8 protein-coding genes are annotated in these 7,727 nt (G+C 52.7%); all 8 read left to right on the top strand.

Annotated elements, in window-relative coordinates:
* Positions 1–155 precede the first annotated feature (155 nt).
* The 8 genes from pabB (at position 156) to lysS (ending at position 7,394) form a co-directional block, all read left to right on the top strand.
* Positions 156–1,586 carry an aminodeoxychorismate synthase, component I gene (gene pabB / locus ACFO4L_RS14470; RefSeq protein ID WP_377910377.1) on the top strand — a complete coding sequence of 477 codons (1,431 nt, stop codon included), beginning with the start codon at positions 156–158 and terminating at the stop codon, positions 1,584–1,586.
* Complete coding sequence (pabA, locus tag ACFO4L_RS14475; RefSeq protein WP_377910378.1) at positions 1,583–2,179, top strand: aminodeoxychorismate/anthranilate synthase component II; 597 nt, start codon at positions 1,583–1,585, stop codon at positions 2,177–2,179. The genes pabB and pabA overlap by 4 nt, the downstream gene beginning before the upstream one ends.
* Positions 2,164–3,030 carry an aminodeoxychorismate lyase gene (gene pabC, locus ACFO4L_RS14480; RefSeq protein WP_377910379.1) on the top strand — a complete coding sequence of 289 codons (867 nt, stop codon included), beginning with the start codon at positions 2,164–2,166 and terminating at the stop codon, positions 3,028–3,030. The genes pabA and pabC overlap by 16 nt, the downstream gene beginning before the upstream one ends.
* Positions 3,027–3,875, top strand: coding sequence for a dihydropteroate synthase (gene folP, locus ACFO4L_RS14485; protein ID WP_377910380.1), 849 nt, complete (start codon positions 3,027–3,029; stop codon positions 3,873–3,875). Before pabC ends, folP begins: the two co-directional genes overlap by 4 nt.
* Positions 3,876–3,877: 2 nt before the next feature.
* Entirely contained in the window at positions 3,878–4,252 is a 375-nt protein-coding gene (gene folB, locus ACFO4L_RS14490) for a dihydroneopterin aldolase (protein ID WP_377910381.1), read from the top strand.
* Positions 4,249–4,737, top strand: coding sequence for a 2-amino-4-hydroxy-6-hydroxymethyldihydropteridine diphosphokinase (gene folK / locus ACFO4L_RS14495; RefSeq protein WP_377910382.1), 489 nt, complete (start codon positions 4,249–4,251; stop codon positions 4,735–4,737). Before folB ends, folK begins: the two co-directional genes overlap by 4 nt.
* A gap of 51 nt (positions 4,738–4,788) precedes the next feature.
* On the top strand, positions 4,789–5,787 hold the full coding sequence (gene dusB / locus ACFO4L_RS14500) for a tRNA dihydrouridine synthase DusB (protein WP_377910383.1): 999 nt from the start codon (positions 4,789–4,791) through the stop codon (positions 5,785–5,787).
* Between the two features lie 101 nt (positions 5,788–5,888).
* Complete coding sequence (gene lysS, locus ACFO4L_RS14505) at positions 5,889–7,394, top strand: lysine--tRNA ligase (RefSeq protein ID WP_377910384.1); 1,506 nt, start codon at positions 5,889–5,891, stop codon at positions 7,392–7,394.
* Positions 7,395–7,727: the final 333 nt, after the last annotated feature.

A 7,727-nucleotide genomic window follows, 5' to 3' on the forward strand; every position in this document is an offset into this window, starting at 1 on the left:
TGTTCCGGGTGCAGCTTTTTTATCTTTGATAGAGAAAATCGCTGCCGCAGGCTTCAGGCGGTTCTGCTCAAAAGGCAATGATTGCAGGATAGAGGGCTCCCCCGTATAATGATGGGAGAAAATGAAACGGCCCTGCAGCGGCCGGAGGTGACGCAATGACACAATCTATGGATGTTCAGGGCCGCCCGGTCCCACTGGCGGAAGACCGGGAGCCTTGGTTCGAAACGTATAAAAAACTGAGCCGGCAGAGTGCCAATCATCTTCTGCTGGAAAGCGGACGCGGGGGACGCTACTCCTTTATCGGCCTTCATCCGGTCTCGATTTTAAAAGGGAAAAACGGCAGGCTTGTCGTCAGCGAAAACGGAGAAGAGACGGTGCTGGAGGGCCCCATTTTGCAGAGCCTCCGCGCGTGGCTTCAGCGCTATACGGCACCAAAGCGGGAGGCGCTTCCCGATTTTCAAGGAGGCATTGCCGGGCAGTTCAGCTATGATTTAATCCGGGAGATTGAATCGCTCCCAAATGAGGCAGCTGATGATCTTGCAACTGATGATGTCCTGCTGCTGGCGTTTCAGGAGCTGTATGTCATTGACCACCAGGAAGACATACGCTGGTGTATCGTTTCAGGGGCGGCCGAAGAGCTTGAAGCTAAGCTGAAGCGGATGGAGACAGACTGGCAGGAGGCAGCAGCATCGGCATTCGACGGCTGGCAGCGGCCAGCACCAGCTTCAGATGACGTGCATCGTTCGATGGATGAAGCCCGCTTTGCCGAGGCTGTGACAAAAACGAAAGATTATATTGCTGCAGGCGACGTGTTTCAAGTCAACCTGTCGGTCCGGGAAACGCGGAATCAGACGACGGAGCCGCTCCATATTTATGAGCATCTCCGCAGCATGAACCCCTCGCCGTACATGGGCTTTTTACAGACAAAGGAGCTGACCTACGTCAGTGCGTCGCCGGAGCTGCTCGTGAAAACAGCAGGCGATGAAGTAAGCACGAGACCGATCGCCGGAACCCGTTCTCGAGGGCGGGATGATGCAGAAGACCGCCGCCTTGCAGAAACGCTCCTCGCCAACGAAAAAGAGCGCGCGGAGCACATTATGCTCGTGGATCTTGAGCGCAACGATCTCGGCCGCGTCTGTGAATATGGAACGGTCGATGTGAATGAGCTGATGGTCATTGAAAAATATTCACACGTGCAGCACATTGTTTCCAACGTGCGGGGGACGAAGCGGTCCGACTGTGATGCGCTTGACGTTATTGCCGCTGCTTTTCCGGGTGGTACCATTACCGGAGCACCGAAAATACGCACGATGGAAATTATTGAAGAGCTGGAGCCGGTCCGACGCGGCGCCTATACTGGTGCGATGGGCTGGATCGGCTGGAACGGCGACATGGAGCTGAACATTACCATCCGCACGATGATTGTAAAAGACGGCCGGCTGCACGTGCAGGCAGGAGCGGGGATCGTCATCGATTCCGAACCGCGGGCAGAATACCGGGAGTCACTGAAGAAAGCGGCCGCTCTCTGGCGGGCGCTGGAAATGAGTGAAGCAGAGGCAGAAGAGCAGAGGAGGATATCAAAATGATTTTAATGATTGATAACTACGATTCGTTCACGTATAACCTGGTTCAGTATCTCGGTGAAATGGGACAGGAACTTGTCGTCAGACGTAACGATCAGATTACGATGGAGGACATCCGCGAGCTGAATCCGGACTATCTGATGATTTCACCGGGTCCTTGTTCACCGGACGAAGCCGGTGTTTCGATGGAGGCGATCCGCACATTCGCCGGACAGATCCCAATTTTCGGCGTCTGCCTCGGGCACCAGGCAATGGCCCAGGTATTTGGCGGAGACGTCGTACGGGCAGAGCGGCTTATGCACGGCAAGACGTCTGAAGTATTTCACGATGGAAAAAGCGTATTTCGAGGACTTCCGGATCCGTTTGTTGCGACACGCTACCATTCCCTGATCGTAAAGCGCGAAACACTGCCGGACTGCTTTGACATCACGGCGGAAACAGCTGAAAAAGAGATCATGGGCATCCGTCATAAGGAGCTGCCGGTAGAAGGGGTGCAGTTTCATCCGGAATCGATCATGACAGATACCGGGAAAATAATGCTCCGCAACTTTCTTGACGCATACAAGGAGTTTGAGCCGGCATGTACCTCTACGTAAACGGAACGATCCAGGACGATAAAGAGATCCGCATTTCCCCGTATGAGCACGGCTTTCTGTACGGGGCGGGTCTCTTTGAGACGTTCCGGACCTACGGCGGGCACCCTTTTCTCTTTTCCGATCACATACGCCGTCTGGAGGAAGGTGCTGCAGAGCTTGGACTTGTGCTTCCTGCAGCCTTGGAGCAAGACATCCGCTTGGCCGTTCCGAAGCTTCTGGAACGGAACGGTATGGCAGACGGCTATTTTCGTCTGAATGTCTCGGCCGGTGCTGAAGGCGTCGGTCTGCCTCAAGAGCCTTACCGCAGCCCCCTCATCATTCTCTACGTCAAAGCACTGCCGAATCAGGCGGCGCAAGAAAAGGTCGCCGTCACGCTTCAGCTTCGGCGCAGCAGTCCAGAAGGCGCCGTGCGTCGTAAATCCCATCATTACTGGAATAATATTCTCGCAAAACGGGAAGTGGGTAAGCACGCTGCTGAAGGAATTTTTCTGGACGCAGCCGGTGCTGTATCGGAAAGCATTACGTCCAACCTTTTTTTCACGGATGGCCATACGCTTTATACGCCTGATCCGTCGACCGGCTGTCTGCCGGGCGTGACGGCAGGCTTTGTCCGTCATGCAGCGCGTGCACTCGGCATGCAGGTGGAGCAGGGCAGGTACCCGCTCCAGAAAGCGCTCCGTGCCGAAGAGGCTTTTCTAACGAATTCCATACAGGAAATTGTGCCGCTCAAGCGCTGGGACGATACGATCTTTCCGGGAAAGCGGGGACCGGTGGCACGCAGCCTGCAGCGGGTTTACAAGCAGGCAGCTGAAAAGACGAAACAGCAGGAAGAACAGGGTGATAGAGAATGAAGAAGATGAAATGGAAGACGCATGAACTGAACTTCGCGGAAAAAACGTACGTGATGGGCATCTTAAATGCGACGCCTGATTCGTTTTCCGACGGCGGACGTTACGAGACTGTGGAACGAGCGGTGCGGCATGCCCGGGAAATGACTGCGGATGGAGCTGATATCATCGATGTCGGTGGTGAATCGACTCGGCCGGGAGCGGAAAAGGTTGGCCAGGCAGAAGAAATCAGCCGGGTCGTCCCAGTTATTGAAGCGCTCCAACAAACGATTGATGCGCCGATCTCTATTGATACGTATAAAGCCGCTACGGCAGAAGCAGCGCTGGAAGCCGGCGCATCAATCATTAACGACGTCTGGGGTGCTAAAGCGGATGCGGACATGGCCGGAACGGCTGCTGCCGCGGATGTTCCGATTGTCCTTATGCACAACCGCCCGGAAGCGGTGTACACCGATCTGATTGCAGATATGAAGCGGGACTTGTCGGAGTCGATTGAACGCTGCCTTCGTGCAGGAGTAAAAGACGACCGGATTATTCTCGACCCGGGGATCGGGTTTGCAAAAAGCTATGAAGATAATCTGCTTGTCATGCGACGTCTCGGTGAATTCAATGAGCTAGGCTACCCGCTGCTGCTCGGCACCTCCCGCAAATCACTCATCGCTAAAACCCTCGACCTGCCTGTGGAAGAGCGCATGGAAGGGACTGGTGCTACGGTCTGCCGCGGCATCGATCAAGGATGCAGCATCGTGCGCGTCCACGACGTGAAGGAGATCAGCCGGATGACCCGGATGATGGACGCAATGCTAGGAAAAGGCCGGCACCCACTTACGACTATTGGAGGCGTATAAGCATGGATAAAGTCTACGTAGAGGGAATGCGATTTTACGGTTATCACGGAGCGTTTAAAGAAGAAAACGAGCTGGGCCAGCGCTTTTACTGCGATATCATTATGGAGCTGGACGCAGAAAAGCCTGGAACGACCGATGATCTCGATGATACAGTGAACTACGCACTCGTGTATGAATCTGCGAAGGAAGTACTTGAAGGAGAACCGGTGAAGCTCGTGGAAACCTTAACCCGCAAAGTCGCCTCGCTTATTTTAGGCCGCTTTGACATCGTGCATGCAGTGACGGTGAAAGTAACGAAGCCGGATCCGCCGATTCCAGGCCACTATGATGCGGTAGCCGTTGAGATTCGCCGTGAACGGGGATTTGACGGAACGTGAAGGCGTATATCAGCCTCGGGGCAAACATAGGCGACCGGTTCAGCCAGCTGGAAGATGCTGTGCACATGCTTCACAGGCTGGAGCATATCAAGGTAACGAACCAATCCTCTTACTATGAGACGAAACCAGTCGGGGTGACAGATCAGCCTGATTTCCTGAATGCGGTGGTAGAGATTGAAACGGATCTCGCCCCGCTCGCTCTATTGGAGAAAACGCAGTCGATTGAGCAGGAGCTCGGTCGCGTCCGCAAGAAAAAATGGGGCCCCCGTACGATAGATCTTGACATTTTACTCTATGGAGACGAGAATATAGAGTTGGAATCGTTGATTATCCCGCACCCCCGCATGCGTGAGCGCGGATTTGTCATGCTTCCGCTTGCAGAGATAGCACCAGAGCTGCAGGTGGCAGATGGAGAAACAGCTGCAGAAGCGGCTCGTGCGTTCACCGGGGACAGCGGCATTGTGAAAGCTGAAAAGCCGCGCTGAATGGTGGAGACCGGAGCAATCCCCCGGTTTGAAATAGAAGAGGTGGAAAAGATGCTGAAAATTGGCGATATTGAAATGAAAAATCCTGTCGTACTCGCCCCTATGGCCGGTGTATGCAATCCGGCATTCCGCTTGATCGCAAAAGAGTTCGGAACCGGCCTCGTCTGTGCGGAAATGGTCAGTGACAAAGCGATTCTCCGTGAGAATAAGCGTTCTCTGAAAATGCTGTACGTAGACGAGCGCGAAAAACCGCTCAGCCTTCAAATTTTCGGCGGCACAAAAGAGACGCTTACAGAAGCAGTGAAAGTCGTGGATAAGCAGACAAATGCGGACATCATTGACATTAACATGGGATGTCCGGTGCCAAAGATTACGTCCTGTGACGCAGGGGCCAAGTGGCTGCTCAATCCCGATAAAATTTATGACATGGTGCAGGCTGCTGTTAACGCAGCGGATAAACCGGTCACAGTAAAAATGAGAACAGGCTGGGATGACGATCACGTCTATGCGGTAGAAAACGCCAAGGCTGTTGAAGCGGCCGGCGGCAAGGCAGTTGCCGTGCACGGACGTACCCGTTATCAGATGTATGAAGGAAAAGCAGACTGGAACATCATTAAACAGGTGAAAGAGTCGGTCAATATCCCGGTTATCGGCAACGGGGATATTGAAACACCGGAAGATGCCAAGCGGATGATGGAGTTCTCAGGAGTAGACGGCGTGATGATCGGCCGCGCTGCACTTGGAAACCCGTGGATGCTCTATCGGACGGTCCGCTACTTGGAATCAGGTGAACATATACCGGAACCGACTCCGTATGAAAAAATGGAAGTCTGCATTTTGCATATGGATCGATTGATCGATCTGAAAGGCGAAAAAGTCGCTGTGAAGGAAATGCGCAAGCATGCTTCCTGGTACATCAAAGGACTAAAGGGAGCTGCTGAGCTCCGTAATGAAATCAACCAGATGACGACGCGCGACGGCATGGCCGACGTGCTCATCAGCATCGGCGGTAAGCTGGAAGAAAAGCGGCCGCGTGCAGCAGGCCGCTGATCCCGTTCTGCTTCTGCGTTTTTCATCATTAGCGAAAACTGCCGGTAGATGCTGTCGGCAGTTTTCTATGTATCCACTACTACTTAACTACCCAGGAGTTGATGAACGTGAGTCAAGAATTCGAAGGTTCCGATCAAATGCAGGTCCGCCGTGAAAAGCTGGAGCAGATGCAGCAGAGCGGCATGGATCCGTTTGGCGGTAAATACGAACGATCGCACGATGCAGCCTCTATTTTGGCGCAGTATGAAGAGATGACAAAAGAAGACCTTGCAGAAGAAGAGGTTCCTGTTTCGATCGCAGGGCGGATGATGACAAAACGAGGTAAAGGGAAGGCCGGATTTGCCCATATTCAGGACTTAAGCGGCCAGATCCAGATTTATGTACGAAAAGACAGCGTTGGAGAAGAGCAGTACGAGCAGTTTACAAAGTCAGACATCGGCGATATGTTCGGTGTCCGCGGCGTGATTTTTAAAACGAAGGTAGGCGAGCTCTCCGTAAAAGCAGAGGAGCTGATCTTCCTGTCCAAATCTCTTCGTCCGCTTCCGGACAAGTACCACGGACTTAAAGACGTCGAGCAGCGCTACCGGCAGCGCTACCTTGATCTGATTGTAAACCCGGAAGTGCGCGATACGTTTGTCACAAGAAGCCGGATTTTGCAGTCGATGCGCCGCTACCTGGATGATCGCGGATACTTGGAAGTAGAGACACCGATGATGCACTCCATTCCGGGCGGAGCGACAGCTCGTCCGTTCGTTACTCATCACAATGCGCTCGATATGACGCTGTACATGCGTATTGCGATCGAGCTGCACCTGAAGCGTTTGATCGTCGGCGGTATGGAGAAGGTCTATGAGATCGGCCGCGTCTTCCGAAATGAAGGGATCTCCACACGTCACAATCCGGAATTTACGATGATCGAGCTGTATGAAGCTTACGCGGACTACGAAGACATCATGAATCTGACAGAAGAACTTGTTGCACACATTTCCCGCGAGGTGCTCGGCAGCACGAAGGTTGTTTATGATGACACGGAAATAGATCTGGAGCCCCGCTGGAAGCGGGTGCACATGGTCGATGCTGTGAAAGAGCATACCGGAGTCGACTTCTGGCAGGAGATGAGCGATGAGGAAGCAAGAGCTCTTGCAAAGGAGCATGGAGTACCGATTAAAGACACGATGAAGTTCGGTCATGTTGTGAACGAATTCTTCGAGCACTTTATTGAAGAAAAACTGATCCAGCCAACGTTTGTTTACGGACATCCGCTTGATATTTCCCCGCTTGCGAAGAAGAACGCGGATGATCCGCGCTTTACAGATCGGTTTGAACTGTTCATTGTTGGACGTGAACACGCTAACGCCTTCACCGAGCTGAACGACCCGATCGATCAGCGCAGCCGATTCGAAGCGCAGCTGGAAGAGCGGGAGCAGGGTGATGATGAGGCCCATATGATGGACGAAGATTTCGTCGAGTCACTGGAGTACGGCATGCCTCCAACAGGAGGGCTCGGCATCGGTATCGACCGTCTCGTTATGCTGCTGACGAACTCCCAGTCCATTCGTGACGTACTGCTGTTTCCGCAGATGCGTCCGCAGGATGATCACGAGTAACATCACATCAAAGGCAAGAAAGAGGCTGGATGACCAGCCTCTTTCTGCCATTAAGCAGAGTGAAACAGCTGCCGTAAAAAAAGTAATATCTTTTTTCTGATTATCTCTTGTCAGATAGAAATGAATCGTGATATATTATTATTCGTCGCTGCAGGACAGCGCAGCCGCAACGAACAGCTGAAAACTTCTTAATAAAAAGTTGTTGACGCAAAATGTTCAGCGTGCTATATTAATAAAGTCGCCAAAACGAGCGGCATCAAGTAACACGGCCCTTTGAAAACTAAACAAAAGACAAGAAGAAGGAAAGAGAATGAATCATTCTCTGTCAATTTT

It is taken from the genome of Bacillus daqingensis, from assembly GCF_042654445.1.
GTDB classification, from domain to species: domain Bacteria; phylum Bacillota; class Bacilli; order Bacillales; family Salisediminibacteriaceae; genus Alkalicoccus; species Alkalicoccus luteus.

Excerpts from the sequence above, each read along its gene's own strand:
- pabB (WP_377910377.1), top strand. The coding sequence starts at position 156 with ATGACACAATCTATGGATGTTCAGGGCCGCCCGGTCCCACTGGCGGAA.
- pabA (WP_377910378.1), top strand. The coding sequence starts at position 1,583 with ATGATTTTAATGATTGATAACTACGATTCGTTCACGTATAACCTGGTT.
- pabC (WP_377910379.1), top strand. The coding sequence starts at position 2,164 with ATGTACCTCTACGTAAACGGAACGATCCAGGACGATAAAGAGATCCGC.
- folP (WP_377910380.1), top strand. The coding sequence starts at position 3,027 with ATGAAGAAGATGAAATGGAAGACGCATGAACTGAACTTCGCGGAAAAA.
- folB (WP_377910381.1), top strand. The coding sequence starts at position 3,878 with ATGGATAAAGTCTACGTAGAGGGAATGCGATTTTACGGTTATCACGGA.
- dusB (WP_377910383.1), top strand. The coding sequence starts at position 4,789 with ATGCTGAAAATTGGCGATATTGAAATGAAAAATCCTGTCGTACTCGCC.
- lysS (WP_377910384.1), top strand. The coding sequence starts at position 5,889 with ATGAACGTGAGTCAAGAATTCGAAGGTTCCGATCAAATGCAGGTCCGC.